The sequence below is a fragment of the Helicobacter pylori genome (assembly GCF_001653455.1).
GTDB lineage: Bacteria > Campylobacterota > Campylobacteria > Campylobacterales > Helicobacteraceae > Helicobacter > Helicobacter pylori_A.
The window spans coordinates 402,911-418,078 of the sequence record NZ_CP011486.1; the positions used below are offsets into that span (position 1 = coordinate 402,911).

The 15,168-nt window shown below is 38.4% G+C and carries 15 protein-coding genes; 13 read left to right on the top strand and 2 right to left on the bottom strand.

Annotated elements, in window-relative coordinates:
- The 10 genes from minC (at position 1) to hsrA (ending at position 9,032) form a co-directional block, all read left to right on the top strand.
- Positions 1-588, top strand: coding sequence for a septum site-determining protein MinC (minC, locus tag AA977_RS01920; RefSeq protein ID WP_033602153.1), 588 nt, complete (start codon positions 1-3; stop codon positions 586-588).
- Positions 585-1,472, top strand: coding sequence for a UDP-3-O-acyl-N-acetylglucosamine deacetylase (lpxC, locus tag AA977_RS01925; RefSeq protein ID WP_064434372.1), 888 nt, complete (start codon positions 585-587; stop codon positions 1,470-1,472). Before minC ends, lpxC begins: the two co-directional genes overlap by 4 nt.
- A 21-nt stretch (positions 1,473-1,493) precedes the next feature.
- Entirely contained in the window at positions 1,494-1,973 is a 480-nt protein-coding gene (locus tag AA977_RS01930; protein WP_033604049.1) for a hypothetical protein, read from the top strand.
- Between the two features lie 54 nt (positions 1,974-2,027).
- The gene (gene thrB / locus AA977_RS01935) at positions 2,028-2,909 is read left to right on the top strand and encodes a homoserine kinase (protein WP_033604048.1); all 882 of its coding nucleotides are present in this window, start codon (positions 2,028-2,030) and stop codon (positions 2,907-2,909) included.
- On the top strand, positions 2,896-3,150 hold the full coding sequence (locus AA977_RS01940; protein WP_172796000.1) for a DUF448 domain-containing protein: 255 nt from the start codon (positions 2,896-2,898) through the stop codon (positions 3,148-3,150). Before thrB ends, AA977_RS01940 begins: the two co-directional genes overlap by 14 nt.
- Entirely contained in the window at positions 3,147-5,990 is a 2,844-nt protein-coding gene (infB, locus tag AA977_RS01945) for a translation initiation factor IF-2 (RefSeq protein ID WP_064434373.1), read from the top strand. Before AA977_RS01940 ends, infB begins: the two co-directional genes overlap by 4 nt.
- On the top strand, positions 5,990-6,325 hold the full coding sequence (rbfA, locus tag AA977_RS01950; RefSeq protein WP_064434374.1) for a 30S ribosome-binding factor RbfA: 336 nt from the start codon (positions 5,990-5,992) through the stop codon (positions 6,323-6,325). Before infB ends, rbfA begins: the two co-directional genes overlap by 1 nt.
- Positions 6,318-6,758 carry a ribosome maturation factor RimP gene (gene rimP / locus AA977_RS01955; protein ID WP_064434375.1) on the top strand — a complete coding sequence of 147 codons (441 nt, stop codon included), beginning with the start codon at positions 6,318-6,320 and terminating at the stop codon, positions 6,756-6,758. The genes rbfA and rimP overlap by 8 nt, the downstream gene beginning before the upstream one ends.
- 151 nt (positions 6,759-6,909) lie before the next feature.
- Entirely contained in the window at positions 6,910-8,025 is a 1,116-nt protein-coding gene (locus AA977_RS01960) for a metallophosphoesterase (RefSeq protein ID WP_064434376.1), read from the top strand.
- A 335-nt stretch (positions 8,026-8,360) separates the two neighbouring features.
- Positions 8,361-9,032: a response regulator-like transcription factor HsrA gene (gene hsrA, locus AA977_RS01965; protein ID WP_064434377.1), complete on the top strand. Its 672-nt coding sequence runs from the start codon at positions 8,361-8,363 to the stop codon at positions 9,030-9,032.
- 474 nt (positions 9,033-9,506) lie between these two features.
- On the opposite strand, the gene AA977_RS01970 is transcribed toward hsrA, so the two are convergent.
- Together AA977_RS01970 and flhA are read right to left on the bottom strand one after the other, a co-directional pair.
- The gene (locus tag AA977_RS01970; RefSeq protein ID WP_064434378.1) at positions 9,507-10,550 is read right to left on the bottom strand and encodes a 3',5'-cyclic-nucleotide phosphodiesterase; all 1,044 of its coding nucleotides are present in this window, start codon (positions 10,548-10,550) and stop codon (positions 9,507-9,509) included.
- 30 nt (positions 10,551-10,580) lie between these two features.
- Entirely contained in the window at positions 10,581-12,782 is a 2,202-nt protein-coding gene (gene flhA / locus AA977_RS01975) for a flagellar biosynthesis protein FlhA (protein ID WP_001262839.1), read from the bottom strand.
- Between the two features lie 143 nt (positions 12,783-12,925).
- Between flhA and rpsO the strand changes: the two genes are divergently transcribed.
- From rpsO to aroQ, 3 genes are all read left to right on the top strand, one after another.
- On the top strand, positions 12,926-13,198 hold the full coding sequence (gene rpsO / locus AA977_RS01980; RefSeq protein ID WP_001207116.1) for a 30S ribosomal protein S15: 273 nt from the start codon (positions 12,926-12,928) through the stop codon (positions 13,196-13,198).
- 49 nt (positions 13,199-13,247) lie between these two features.
- Complete coding sequence (locus AA977_RS01985; RefSeq protein WP_064434379.1) at positions 13,248-14,552, top strand: O-antigen ligase family protein; 1,305 nt, start codon at positions 13,248-13,250, stop codon at positions 14,550-14,552.
- 110 nt (positions 14,553-14,662) lie between these two features.
- Positions 14,663-15,166, top strand: a complete 504-nt coding sequence (gene aroQ / locus AA977_RS01990; RefSeq protein ID WP_000699289.1) for a type II 3-dehydroquinate dehydratase — start codon at positions 14,663-14,665, stop codon at positions 15,164-15,166.
- The last annotated feature ends 2 nt before the right edge of the window (positions 15,167-15,168 follow it).

The following is a 15,168-nucleotide window of genomic DNA, read 5'->3' on the forward strand; positions in this document are numbered from 1 at the left end:
ATGTTAAAAACGAATCAAAAAAATGTGCATGCGTTTGAGATTGAAAAACAAGATCCCAAAGCGGTTATAGAGTTTTTAGAAAAAAACCATGCCCTTTTGCAGTATTTTCTCATTATATTTAAATACGATATTGAATTAGAAGTCAAAGCCATTTTGCACAAACACCAGCTGTTGTTTTTAGAGACCAATCGCGCTCTAAACGGACGCCATATCAAAACCATGCCTTTAGAAAAAGAAACCAACCCTTCAAAACCAAGTAACCCCACAATAGAGCCTAAAACAACGATCTATGAGCGCCATATTAGGAGCGGAGAAGAGATTTATAGCGCTAACCATCTTATTTTTTTAGGTAATATCCACAATGGAGCGAAGATCATTTCAGAGGGCTGTGTGTCGGTTTATGGGGTGTGCGAAGGGGCGATTGTGTGCTTTGGGGAGTGTTTGATTTTGAAAGAAGTCAAGAGCGCTCAAATCGTTTTTCAAAATAAAATTTTATCTCTAAAAGAGATTGAACGGCTTTTGGTCAATAAAAATATTAAAATAATCACTAAAAATGACGATATACTAGACATAAAGGAAGTATTATGAAACAAACAACCATTAACCACTCCGTAGAATTAGTAGGAATAGGCTTACACAAGGGCGTTCCTGTGAAGCTTGTTTTAGAGCCTTTAGAAGAAAATCAAGGCATTGTTTTTTACCGCTCTGATTTGGGCGTGAAACTCCCCTTAAAACCTGAAAACATCGCGGATACCAAAATGGCAACCGTGTTGGGTAAGGATAATGCGAGAATCTCTACGATTGAGCATTTGCTTTCAGCTATCCATGCTTATGGCATTGACAATCTTAAAATCTCTGTGGATAACGAAGAAATCCCTATCATGGATGGGAGTGCTTTGACTTATTGCATGCTTTTAGATGAAGCGGGGATTAAGGAATTAGACGCTCCTAAAAAAGTGATGGAAATCAAGCAAGTCGTTGAGGTGAGAGAGGGCGATAAATTTGTCAAAATTGAGCCAGACAACCAGCTTTCTTTGAATTTTACGATTGATTTTAGCCATCCGGTTATTTCTAAACAAAACCACCATTTTGTTTTTAGTAAAAGCGCTTACAAAGAGCAAGTCGCTAAAGCTCGCACCTTTGGGTTTTTGCAAGAAGTGAATTATTTGCGATCCATTGGTTTGGCTAAAGGGGGGAGCTTGAATAATTGCATCGTGCTGGATGAAAACAGCATTTTGAATAAAGAGGGTTTGAGGTGCGAAAAGGAATTTGTGTGCCATAAAATTTTAGACGCCATGGGGGATTTAATGGTTTTAGGCATGCCTGTGATGGGTAAATACACTTCTTTTTCAGGGAGTCATAAACTCAATTCCATGTTGGTTAAAGCTATTTTAGCAGACGCCAAAAATTATGAAGTTTTAGTGACCACAGATCCAGCTAAAGAAGTTGCATTGCAAAAGGCGTTCGCTTAATTTTTAACTAGGGTTTATTTTTTGGAATTGGATTTAGCGCTTATCTCTTTAGGCGATGGGGTTTTGCTCGGTGTGTATCAAAACAATTCTTTAAAAGCTTCTTACACTTCCAAAGCAAAAACAAGCGAAGCTTTAGTGGAAGTTTTCTCGCAATTATTCAAAGATTTTAAAAATCTTTACCCTGCTTCACCGGTAATTAAAGGGGTTTATTACGCTAAAGGGCCAGGGAGTTTCACAAGCCTAAAACTCACGCACATTTTTTTGCACACTCTAGCTTCAATTTACGACTTTGAACTCTATTCAACCACAGGTTTTGATTTTAACGACAACACGCCCATTTTAGCGTATGCTAATCAATACTTTGTTTCAAAAGAAATGGAGAGCTTGAGGGATTTTAAGGATTTAAAGGTTTTGCCTAAAGATTTCATGCTGCCTTCTTATTTAGAGAAAGATAAATTCACCCAATCCAACACGCCGTTTTACATTTTGCCTCCTATTTAGTGTATAATACGGACTTAAAAAAAGAATAGGGTATCAAAAATAGGGGTTTAAAATTTGGTAGTGAGTGTTCCTGCAACAAGTGCGAATTTAGGCCCCGGTTTTGATTGCTTGGGTTTGAGCTTGAATTTACGCAATCGTTTTTTTATTGAGCCTAGCAATTTTCATGCGGTGAAATTGGTTGGGGAGGGCGAAAGGATCCCTAAATTTTTAACCAACAATATTTTCACTAAAGTGTTTTATGAGATTTTAAAAAAGCATGGCAATGACGGATCGTTTAAATTTTTATTGCATAATAAAGTCCCTATTACAAGGGGCATGGGGTCTAGCTCAGCGATGATTGTGGGTGCAGTCGCTTCGGCGTTTGCGTTTTTAGGGTTTGCTTTTGACAGAGAAAATATTGTCAATACCGCTTTAATTTATGAAAACCACCCGGACAATATCACCCCAGCGGTGTTTGGGGGGTATAATGCGGCGTTTGTGGAAAAAAAGAAAGTGATAAGTCTAAAAACCAAAATCCCTTCTTTTTTAAAAGCGGTGATGGTGATCCCTAATAGAGCCATTTCCACTAAGCAATCGCGCCACCTTTTGCCCAAGCGTTACAGCGTGCAAGAAAGCGTGTTTAATCTTTCGCATGCGAGCTTGATGACCATGGCGATTGTGCAAGGCAAGTGGGATTTGTTGCGTTGTTGTGCAAAAGATAGGATGCATCAAAACAAACGCATGCAAACTTATCCTGTGTTGTTTGCGATCCAAAAGCTTGCTTTAGAAAATAACGCCTTAATGAGCACGCTTTCAGGGAGCGGTTCGTCGTTTTTTAACATGTGTTATGAAGAAGACGCCCCTAAATTAAAGCAGGTTTTGAGCAAGAAATTCCCTAAATTTAGGGTAGCGGTTTTAGATTTTGATAATGATGGAGTCCTTATTGAGAAAGACTGAAATTAAAATCCGCATGTGCGTGGCGTGCAGAGTGTGCCAACCTCAAAAGGGTTTGTTGCGCTTGAAAAGTTTTGAAAATCAAATCATGGAGTTTGACGGCAAAGGCCGTAGTTTTTATGTGTGTGAAAATTGTTTAAAGAATGGAGAAAAAAAATTGTTGAAAGCGATTTCAAAAATAAAGAATGCCCCAAAAGATACCAAAAATATCATCAATTGGATTAAGGAGAGAAGCATAGCATGAGTGATATGGTTGATTTAAAAAAAATTCTAACCGAGCTGGGTAAGACGCAAAAAGAGCTTAAAAATGTGATCGAACAAGCCAAAGATATTGGTTTGGAGCTTAAAACTAATTCCAAAATGACCCCAGAGCAAGCGGCCAAGCTATACAAATACATTATGGAAGGCATTAGAGAACAGGTGCAAGCTAACAAGCCCGCTAAAAATCTTGAACAAGACAATAAAGAAAATGGGGTTACAACGCCTAAAACTTCTAATAAAAAGGTTTCCAAAACGCCTAAAAAAGAAGAGGCAAAAAGCCAGTCAAAGCCCAAAAAAACTAAAGAAAAGAAAAAAGAAGCTCCCACGCCCATTCTTAAAAAGAAAGGAATAGAGATTGTTGATACTTTTGAAAACAAAACGCCCCCTGTAGAAAACGCTCCTAAAGCGGTGGCTCCCTCTCAATCTCAAATAGAAAAAGCCAAGCAAAAGCTCCAAGAAATCCAAAAAAGCCGAGAAGCCCTAAACAAGCTCACCCAAAGCAACACTGCGAATAACACGAATAATATTAGCAACACCAACGCCAAACAAGAAATCAGCGAAACTAAAAAGCTTGAGCAAGAGCATTTAGACAACAAACGCCATGAAAACATTAAAAGACGCACCGGTTTTAGAGTCATTAAACGCAATGATGAAGCAGAAAATGAAACGCAAAACAGCGTAACCGAAAACAAAAAACCCACTCAGAGCGCGGCGGCTATTTTTGAAGACATTAAAAAAGAATGGCAAGAAAAAGACAAAGAGACTAAAAAAGCTAAAAAACCGAGCAAGCCCAAAGCCACCCCCACAGCCAAAAACAACAAATCCCATAAAATTGATTTTAGCGATGCGAGGGATTTTAAGGGCAATGATATTTATGATGATGAAACCGATGAAATCTTATTGTTTGATTTGCATGAACAAGACAATTTAAACGAAGAAGAAGAAAAAGAAATCCGCCAAAATATCAACGATAGGGTGCGCGTCCAAAGGAAAAACCCTTGGATGAATGAAAGCGGCATCAAACGGCAATCCAAAAAAAAGCGTGTGTTTCGTAACGATAACAGCCAAAAAGTAGTCCAAAGCGCGATTTCTATCCCTGAAGAAGTGCGCGTGTATGAATTCGCGCAAAAAGCGAATTTGAATCTGGCTGATGTGATTAAAACCCTTTTTAATCTAGGGCTTATGGTAACTAAAAACGATTTTTTGGATAAGGATAGCATAGAGATTTTAGCCGAAGAGTTTCATTTGGAAATTTCTGTTCAAAACACTTTGGAAGAATTTGAAGTGGAAGAAGTGTTAGAGGGCGTGAAAAAAGAGCGCCCGCCTGTGGTAACTATCATGGGGCATGTTGATCATGGTAAAACTTCGCTACTAGATAAAATCCGTGATAAAAGAGTCGCTCACACTGAAGCTGGGGGGATCACTCAGCACATTGGCGCTTACATGGTAGAAAAGAATGGCAAATGGGTGTCTTTCATTGACACTCCAGGGCATGAAGCCTTTAGCCAGATGCGTAATCGTGGGGCTCAAGTAACAGATATTGCAGTGATTGTGATAGCGGCTGATGATGGGGTGAAGCAACAAACGATTGAAGCTTTAGAGCATGCGAAGGCGGCTAATGTGCCTGTGATTTTTGCGATGAATAAAATGGATAAGCCTAATGTCAATCCGGACAAGCTCAAAGCCGAATGCGCTGAGCTTGGTTATAACCCTGTGGATTGGGGCGGAGAATATGAATTTATCCCTGTTTCGGCTAAAACAGGCGATGGCATTGACAATTTGCTAGAAACCATTCTTATTCAAGCGGATATTATGGAGTTACAAGCCATAGAAGAGGGTAGGGCTAGAGCGGTTGTTTTGGAAGGGAGCGTGGAAAAAGGGCGTGGGGCAGTGGCGACTGTGATTGTGCAAAGCGGGACTTTGAGCGTGGGGGATAGCTTTTTTGCAGAAACGGCGTTTGGAAAAGTAAGGACGATGACTGATGATCAAGGCAAGAGCATTCAAAGTCTCAAACCCTCTATGGTGGCTCTCATTACAGGCTTGAGCGAAGTGCCACCCGCTGGCTCTGTTTTAATAGGGGTGGAAAACGATTCTATCGCGCGCTTGCAAGCTCAAAAGAGGGCGACTTATTTACGCCAAAAAGCGTTGAGTAAAAGCACTAAAGTGTCTTTTGATGAGCTTTCAGAAATGGTCGCTAATAAGGAATTGAAAAATATTCCTGTGGTTATTAAAGCGGATACGCAAGGGAGCCTAGAAGCCATTAAAAACAGCTTGTTAGAGCTTAATAACGAAGAAGTGGCAATCCAAGTGATCCACTCAGGGGTGGGGGGTATTACTGAGAATGATTTAAGTTTAGTTTCTAGCAGTGAGCATGCTGTGATTTTAGGCTTTAATATCCGCCCTACCGGTAATGTGAAAAATAAGGCTAAAGAATACAATGTGAGCATTAAAACTTACACGGTGATTTATGCCTTGATTGAAGAAATGCGATCGATCTTATTGGGCTTGATGAGTCCTATTATTGAAGAAGAACATACCGGACAGGCTGAAGTGAGAGAAACCTTTAATATCCCTAAAGTTGGCACGATAGCCGGGTGTGTGGTGAGCGATGGGGTGATCACTCGTGGCATTAAGGTGCGTTTGATTAGAGATGGCGTGGTGGTTCACACCGGCGAAATCCTTTCTTTGAAACGCTTTAAAGATGACGCTAAAGAAGTTTCTAAAGGTTATGAATGCGGAATCATGCTAGAAAATTATAATGAGATTAAAGTGGGCGATGTGTTTGAGACCTACAAAGAAATCCATAAAAAAAGAACCCTCTAATGAACGCCCATAAAGAACGCTTAGAATCCAATCTTTTAGAGTTGTTGCAAGAAGCCTTATCAAGTTTGAATGACAGCGAGTTGAATTCTTTGAGCGTGACTAAAGTGGAATGCTCTAAAGGGAAGCACCATGCCTTTGTGTTTGTGCTTTCACAAGATCACAAAATCCTTTCTAAATTAAAAAGAGCTGAGGGTCTTATCAGGCAGTTTGTTTTGCAAGCTAGCGGGTGGTTTAAATGCCCAAAACTCAGTTTTGTTTTGGACAATAGTTTAGAAAAACAGCTCCGCCTAGACGCTATATTTGATGAAATCGCTAAAGGAAAAGATCATGACTAAAAAAATAGAAGAGCGAATAGAGGGCGTGATTGAAAGCTTGGGTTACTTGCTTTATGATGTGAGTTTAGTTAAAGAAAATGAACGCAATATTTTAAGAGTGAGTCTTAAAAACCCTAATGGGGCGGTTAGCTTGGATAATTGCCAACAAGTGAGCGAGGTGATTTCGCCCTTATTAGATGTGTGCGATTTTCTCAAAGACGCTTACATTTTAGAAGTGAGCTCCATGGGTTTAGAAAGGGTGCTTAAAACCCCTAAACACTTCAAGCTTTCTTTAGGCGAAAAAGTGGGAGTCAAGCTTGTGAACAAAGAAAGCTTTCAAGCTATCCTTAAAGACGCTAACGATTTGAGCGTGGATTTTGAATTAGAGGATCACACCATCAAAAGCGTGGAGTATAAGGATTTGAAAAAGGTTAAAACGCTTTTTGAGTGGTGAAAGGGGATTTTTGAATGTTAAAAATGATCTTAGTCATAACGCTTAAGAATGGTTTGGTTATAAGATAAGGCATTGATAGGATATTAGCTCTAAAGGGATATTAGCGTTAATATGCTAGTATAACAAAACACTTTATAACTAAAAGGCTGACATGCTGATTTCCATAGCGTTTTTATTGGTTTTATATCTCTTGAATTATAGTTCTTTTAGGATGTTAAAATCGTTTTTAACCTTAAAGAAAGTCTCTCAATACGCTTATTTGGGGTTTTTTATCCTTTTAAGTATAGGCGAGGCGCTTTTTGCTTTTTATAGAAACACCATGCCTAGCTATTTATTTGTTTTAACTTCAGCATGTTCGTTTGTAACCTTTATTGTATTTATTCTTTCTTTAAGTTTTTATGGGTTTTCTTATTCCGTAGAAAAAATAGATTTCTTGCATTCAAGGCGTAAAAGTTTAAAAAATTTTTTAAAATTGGGGTTTTATTTAGCGTTATTAGGGTATTTTTGGCGCGGGTTTTATGAAGGGTTGGCTCGCCCTAAAATCAAAGAAACCCCTATTTATTTAGACAAACTAGACAAGGAATTAAAGATCATTTTACTCACAGACATGCATGTGGGGAGTTTGTTGCAAAAAGATTTTGTCAATTACATTGTAGAAGAAGTCAATCAAAAAGAAGTGGATATGGTGTTGATTGGGGGGGATTTGGTGGATGAAAACATTGAAAAAGTCAAATCTTTTTTACTGCCTTTAAACAACCTTAAAAGCACCCATGGCACCTTTTATGTGCCAGGAAATCATGAGTATTATCACGGCATAGAGCCGATTTTATCGTTTCTTGAAACTTTAAATTTGAAGATTTTAGGGAATGAGTGCGTGGATTTGGATGGGGTTAATTTGTGCGGCGTGTATGATTATTTCGCAAGAAAGCATCAAAATTTTGCCCCTGATATTGATAAAGCTTTAAAAAAACGCAATAACAGTAAGCCCACGATCCTTTTAGCCCATCAGCCTAAACAAATTAGAAGCCTTAAAGAAAGCCATTCTGTGGATTTAATGCTTTCAGGGCATACCCATGCAGGGCAAATCTTCCCCTTTAGCCTTTTAGTCAAGTTGGTGCAGACTTATTTATATGGTTTATACAAACACAGCGACACCACTCAAATTTATGTGAGTAGTGGCGCAGGGTATTGGGGCGTTCCTTTAAGGTTTTTAGCCCCTAGCGAGATCGCATACCTAAGACTTCTGCCTAAAAATCATTTTAGTTAAAAAATTTTCAATAGCTTAAAAATAGCGAGTTGTGGATCAAATCGTAATGGAGCGTTTAAAATAAGGGTTAAAAAAACAACCGCTAAGACAAAGGGAAAGGAGGGGGAGGTGACCCTTCAATCTTAGCGGCTTTGCAATTATACAATAGAATTGTAATTTTTAGCAAGCGATTTTCAAATTACTTAACAAAAAAGGCTCAAAGGCATTTTTTACAATCTAAATTCAAGAGCTTACACTCATCAAGCGATAACTTTTATTAATATTTTCTTAAACTAATTTAAAATTATGATATAATCAACATTTGAATTACTCTTAAATACAGGAGTCCATACACCATGCGCGTTCTACTGATTGAAAAAAATTCTGTTTTGGGTGGAGAGATTGAAAAGGGCTTGAATGTTAAAGGCTTTATGGCTGATGTAACAGAAAGTTTAGAGGATGGGGAATATCTTATGGATATTAGGAATTATGACTTAGTTATGGTTAGCGATAAAAATGCCTTAAGTTTTGTTTCTAGAATCAAAGAGAAACATCCTTCTATCGTTGTTTTAGTTTCTTCTGATAACCCCACAAGCGAGGAAGAAGTCCATGCGTTTGAGCAAGGCGCGGATGATTATATCGCCAAACCTTATCGCAGCATTAAGGCTTTAGTCGCAAGGATTGAAGCTCGTTTAAGATTTTGGGGATCTAATGTGATTGAAATTGGGGATTTGACCATCAGCCCTGATGAAGAAAAGATTGTTTACAAAGGGCGTGAAGTTGAAGTTAAGGGCAAGCCTTTTGAAGTGCTCACGCATCTTGCAAGGCATAGGGATCAAATCGTCTCCAAAGAACAGCTTTTAGACGCTATTTGGGAAGAGCCTGAAATGGTTACCCCTAATGTGATTGAAGTAGCGATCAATCAAATCCGCCAAAAAATGGATAAGCCTTTGGGGATTTCCACGGTTGAAACGGTAAGGCGCAGAGGCTATCGTTTTTGTTACCCAAAACCTGCATGTGAAGAATAAGCTCCATGGCTTTTTTGTAAAAAATACTATTGATGATAATGGGGGTTTGGAGCGGGTAAATCATTGAAAATATTTTAATAATATATTAATAATAATCACATTATGCCCCCTTAGTTGGGGTTTTATTTGTAGCTTTATGAGTGAGGTATTTGGATTAAAAAATACTAAAGATCATGTTGATCTCAGTCATTAAAACACAAAAATAAAACTTTGACCCTATCTAAATATGGATAATAAAACTTAAAAAATGCTAAAAACATTTTTTGCAATCAAAGGATAAAAGAGCTTGTAAAAAGCAAGCGATAATTTCTTAAAAAAGCAGTCTTGGGGGGTTAGGGGGATTTTATTAGGGGGATTTTAAGAAAAAACGAGTTTTAAACATAGAGTAACCAAAACCCCATTTTTTAAAAATTAAAGAGTTTTCATTACCCATGCTTTTTAAAAAAATGGGGCTAGCTTTAAATTTTGAGCGTTTTAAGCGTTATTGAAAATTTCTTCTACTTGTTCTTTAATGTCTCTGTAGTTAAAACTTTCTTTAAAGCCATCAATCTTGCCCCCACTCGCATTCCTATGACCGCCTCCATTAAAACACATTTGACTGAGTTCGCACACATCGCAATTCTCATTCGCCCTTAAGCTCACATTCCCTTTAGCATTCACATCCATATAAAAATCAAAATCCGGATTTTGCGTTAAGAAAAGGTTAGCCAACACGCTAATACCCCCCATAGAATAACTTAAAAACCCTTTTTTATCCTGGTAATAAACGCTGCAATCGTGCTTTTTTAAAGAGAGCAAATGCGTTTGCGCGTTTGAAGAGATATTGTCCATCGTTTCTGTAGTAGGGTCGCCCCCTAAAGCGATTTTTTTAAGCTTGAACAAATCATTATCATAGGCTACAGGGGCATTTTCTAAAAACAAATAGTTTTTAACTTCTTCTAAAAGCTTTAATTTATAGTTGCGGTTCTCTTCATCAAACATGAAGCGGTTCAATTCAGAGCTTTGGTTGATCATGCGCATGCACACCTTACCCAGTTCAAAGCCATAACCTTGCGTGTCCCAAATATCCACAGAATTGACCATTTCCACTAAAGGCTCTAGCCATATCGTGTCTTTAGGCTCTAAAATCGTGTAATGCTTTTTTAAAAATTCATACACAATCTTAGTCGCGCAGCGGTTAATGTCTAAAAAATACCAATGAAAACTTTCAGCCACTTCTTTACCGCTAATGTGGTGATCCAAGAGTTGGATTTGAATGTCTTTATTTTGCAAGCGGTGTTCTTGGATTTTATCTTGCAAATACTGCGCCTCGTTTAAATTCAAATTCAAATCGCTGATCAAAATAAGGAATTTACTTTCTTTAGATTGAGCGATCGCATTTAAAATTTCATAGATTCTCGCTGAGACTTCACGCCCATAATTAGCGTTATAGCATTGGACATTCTTAAAAAAATGTTTTGAAACAAGCTGGCATGCATAGCCGTCTAAGTCAATGTGTGAAAGGTGGTAAACTTGCATCATTCTCCTTTTTATCAATTATTTTATCAATTAAAAGTTAATATGGATCGTGCCTAAGGCTTCAAAATTGGAGTTAGGGTCTAATTCCGCATGGCTTAGCACAATCACATCAATCCTGGCCTGTTCCATTTGATTAGAAAGGGCTTTTCTTAAATTAGGCTCTACGATCAAAATCACCGGAGCGATCCCTTTTTGCAAGACTTTCATGGCTTCTTCAGAAACCACTTCAATGAGTTTTTGCAATTCGCCTACATTGAGTAACAGGCTTTTAGAAGTGCCATTTTCTCGCAATTTATTCAGCAAAAATTGTTCGCTATCGGTAGAAAAGGTTAAAAATTTCAAACGCCCGTCTTCAGATTTAAAAGCGTTAGTGATCACCCTAGAAAGCCTCGCCCTCACCTGTTCGGTTAAAATATTCACATCGTTTTGAACCAACGGGGCAATATCGGTAATCGTTTCTAAAATAGTGAGCATGTCTTTAATGGGGATTTTTTCATGCAACAAGGCTTGTAAGACTGAGCGGATCGCACCGGTGGGGACTTTTTTGCTCTCTTCTACAATCGTAGGATAGTCTTTAGCTAAGCGCTCTAAAAGGGATTTCACTTCATCTTTAGTGATAAAATCTTCAGCGTATTTTTTCACCAATTCGCTCGTGTGTGTGGCAATAACGGTGCTTGGATCAATGATTGTATAGCCTTGAATAATGGCTTCTTCTTTATTCTTCGCATCAATCCATAAAGCGTCCATTCCAAAAGCCGGCTCTTTAGTGGGAATGCCTTCAATTTCTTTATTCACAAAACCGGTATTCATGGCTAAAAATTTATCCGGCATCACCATGCCCTCACCAATCACAATACCCTTAAGCTTGATTTCATAATGCGTGGGGGGGAGCTGTAAGTTATCTCTGATCCTGATTTGAGGCATTAAAAAACCATAATCGCTCGCTATCTTTTTTCTAATGCCCCTAATCCTTTCTAACAAATCGCCCCCTTGTTTCATGTCCGCTAAACTGATGAGCTGATACCCTAAAGCCAACTCTAAAAATTCAATCTTTAACACTTCATCAATGGCTTGTTCTTCTTCTCTTTTAAGCTCTTCTTGGGTTTTAGCCCTTGTGGTGGGGGCGTGGGGTTTGACTTTGGAGCTTTGGGGTTTTTCGCTCAAATCTAGGCCAAATTTTTGACTCAAATAATTCTCTAATTGGGTGAGCAACCCGTCTTTTCCCTCTCTGCTAATCAGCCATGCAACGAATAAAAAGAGACTCCCTACAAACGCTAAAGAAAAGGTAGGGAGTCCAGGAATGATCGCAAAAAGCAATAAAATCGCCCCTACAATCACTAAAGTTTTGCTTTTATTCATAAGCTGTGTGATGAGTTTTGAAGCAAAGTCTTCTTCTTCGTTTTGCGTGGTGCGAGTGGCGACAATACCGGTCGCTGTCGCAATAATTAAAGCAGGGATTTGCCCCACAAGCCCATCGCCAATGGTTAGGATAGTGAAGGTGCTAGCACTAAAGCTTAAGCTCATATCCCTTTGAAACACGCCCACTAAAAACCCTCCAATAATATTAATAAGCGTGATGATAATAGAAGCGATCGCATCGCCCTTGACAAATTTAGATGCACCATCCATTGCGCCATAAAAATCCGCTTCTTGGCTTAATGCGGCGCGTCGTTTTTTGGCTTCCTTATCATCAATCAGCCCTGAATTCAAGTCCGCATCAATCGCCATTTGCTTTCCTGGCATAGCGTCTAGGGCAAATCTCGCTCTCACTTCAGTAACCCTAGTAGAACCATTAGTTACCACCAATAAATTCACTAGCACTAAAATACTAAAAATGATAGCGCCAATCACATAATTCCCGCTCACGCTAAATTCCCCAAACGCTGTGATAATATCGCTCACCGCGCTAGGCCCTTTATAACCTTGCGTTAAAATCATTCTAGTCGTGGCGACATTTAAAGCCAAGCGGTACAAGGTTACAATGAGGAGCAAAGTAGGGAAGGCGCTAAAATCAGTAGGCTTGTCAATATAAAGCCCAATTAAAATGATTAGCACCGATAGCGCAATAGAAATCGTGAGTAAAAAATCCAACACAAAAGGCGGTAACGGCACGATAATGATCGCTAAAATAGCTATCACAAAGACCACAAGGGCTAAGTCTTTGGATTGCAAGAAGCGTTTAAAGACAGGGAAAGTCTTTTTAAAAGCTAATTTGGAGCGTTCGTTTGCCATAATCTAAAATCAATGCCTTATTTGGTAAGTGTGTTTGTCTTTTAGGCTTATTATAATATAAAGTTTAAAAGGATTTGCACAAAAAACTCATTTTACGCTATAATCACCATTTTTAAATTTAACATACCAATTAGGAGGTCGTTATGGCTTTGAATCTGGAGAAAAAACAAGAAATCATTAAGGCGTTTGCCACTAAAGAAAACGATACGGGTTCTTGTGAAGTGCAAGTGGCGTTATTGAATGAAAGGATCAAGCTTTTAACCGAGCATTTAAAAGCTAACCCTAAAGATCATTCCAGTCGTTTAGGGCTTTTGAAATTAGTCGCTCAAAGACGCAATTTGTTAAAATACATCAAACGCACCGATCATGCGCGTTATGTGGTTTTGATTGAAAAGCTAGGCATTAAAGACAGATAGTTTTTAAGTTTTTGTCGGTTTATAGGATATTTCAAATCATGGCGAATCTGTGTTGAAAGAGCGTTTGAAAGCTTTCTTCAATGCAGACTCTGTCTTCACTCTCATTTTTGCCCTTTTTTTTCTCACTTCATTTAAAAAACCTTTAACGCAAGTCTTATTGATTGTTTTAATGGTTTTTTTGTTTTTAAGGTGTTATTTCCAAGCGTCTTTGAAAGAGACTTTTAAAATCAACCACCTGAAATCAATGCCCTTTAAATGGCTCACTCTGGCTTTTTTGGGCGTGTTTTTAAGCATTTTCCCTAACATGTTTAACATGTATGATAGCCAAACTTTCCGTTACAATTTATTTGCTTTAAACATGTCCTTAACTTATGCTTGCGGGGCGTTATGCTTGCTTTTTGCGAGCCGTTTAAGAATCAAATTAAACCAAAAAGTCCTTTTTTATAGCATGGCTGTTGCAAATTTTATCAACGGCTTGCTTTCATTGGTGCAAAAAATCTGTTTTAACATGCCCAGAGCGCAAGGGTTTAGCACGGTTAAAGAGTATGTGGTCTTAGTGAGCGTGTCCGTTTTAGGCTGTTATATTTATGCACTTTATTCGTGCAATCAAAAAGAAAAACTTTTTTTCACCCTTTCTGTTTTTGTAGGGTTTTTAGTCGTTATTTTAAGCTCTACAAGGAGCGCTACAATCGCTTTTGTGATTACTTTTTTGATCCTTTCTTGTTTTATTCTATACGCCAAAAAATCGCTCAAGCCATTAGCTTACATGGTGGTTGTGAGTTTTGTTTTGAGCGCTTTGTATATGGGGAATAACGCTTTAGAAAAAAGGGGGGCAATAGAGCAATCTAGGGTTCAAAATCAAAGCTTTGAAGCGGATTTGAAACGCTACGCTAAAAAGGACGCTGATAGCAGTATCGGGTGGCGTTTGGAGCGCTGGAAAGAAGCCCTAACGGTTTTGCGTTTAAGGCCTTTTTTTGGCATGGCCGCTAGCGAGAAATGCCAAAGATTAAAAGAGATTTTATCTCTGTCGCAGTCTTATAGGGCAAAAGATTTGATTCTTTGTTATGAAAGGTATGACAATCAAATCATTCATGTTTTAGCCACTAGGGGGATCATAGGCTTTTTAATCTGGCTCTTTTTTTTATTAGCGGTTGTAAAGATTTTTTGGAGCGGGGTGAAACAAAACTCTTTAATATCGTTTTTTATATTAACGACACTCGCTTTTTACCTCATTTTTGGCATTGGGTTTGACCCCTTTGACTTCTTCATTACGGGAAGTTTTTTTGTAGGAATGATCATGATGGCTGTTTTTTTAAAAAGGGATAAAAACGCTTTTTACCATCAAAAAATTTAACGCTAGTCAAGCGGTAGTTTCTTAACAATGCGGTCTTAGGGGGATTTAAGGGGTAAGGTAAAAACTTATGCTATAATGCTCAAACATTGCGTATTAAACAAGGAGAAATAATGAAAATTTTAGTGATTCAAGGGCCTAATTTAAACATGTTAGGACACAGAGACCCAAGACTTTATGGCATGGTAACTTTAGATCAAATCCATGAAATCATGCAAACTTTCGTGAAACAAGGCAATTTAGATGTGGAATTAGAGTTTTTTCAAACCAATTTTGAGGGCGAAATCATTGACAAGATCCAAGAGAGCGTGGGCAGCGATTATGAAGGGATTATCATTAACCCAGGAGCGTTTTCGCACACTTCTATTGCGATTGCAGATGCGATCATGTTGGCGGGCAAACCTGTCATTGAAGTGCATTTGACTAACATTCAAGCTAGAGAAGAATTCAGGAAAAATTCTTACACCGGGGCGGCTTGTGGAGGCGTGATCATGGGATTTGGCCCGCTTGGTTACAACATGGCTTTAATGGCGATGGTCAATATTTTAGCTGAGATGAAAGCTTTCCAAGAAGCCCAACAAAACAATCCTAATAACCCGATCAACAACCAAAAATAAAA